We start from the raw sequence: 277 nt of genomic DNA, 5'->3' as shown, positions 1-277 counted from the left end.
GCTTTTCATGATGGCGGGCAGCACCGAAGTCCTGCTCGACGACTCGCGGCGCGTCGCGGCGAATGCGCGCGCGGCGGGTGTCGATTGCGAACTCGAGGTGTGGAAAAAGATGCCGCACGTGTGGCCGCTCTTCGCGCCATTCGTGCCCGAGGCGAACCGCGCGCTCGATCGCGCAGCCGCCTTCGTGACGCGCGCGACACGCCGCGCCGCCAATCCTGCTCAGGCGCCGAGCGTGACGTTGATAGTCTGATACGCGGCTTTCACCGTCGGCTCGCCG

1 protein-coding gene is annotated in these 277 nt (G+C 68.2%); it reads left to right on the top strand.

Going from position 1 to position 277, the window contains the following annotated elements; all coding sequences use genetic code 11:
- Positions 1 to 250, top strand: a 250-nt coding sequence (locus SB753_RS36900; RefSeq protein WP_410805083.1) for an alpha/beta hydrolase, incomplete at its 5' end; no start/stop codon positions are given.
- Positions 251 to 277 lie beyond the last annotated feature (27 nt).

Source organism: Paraburkholderia sp. SIMBA_053 (genome assembly GCF_046534895.1).
Taxonomy (GTDB): Bacteria; Pseudomonadota; Gammaproteobacteria; order Burkholderiales; family Burkholderiaceae; genus Paraburkholderia; species Paraburkholderia caledonica.
Note: the sequence above shows the minus strand (reverse complement) of the source record. Positions and strands in the feature narration are given on the sequence as shown.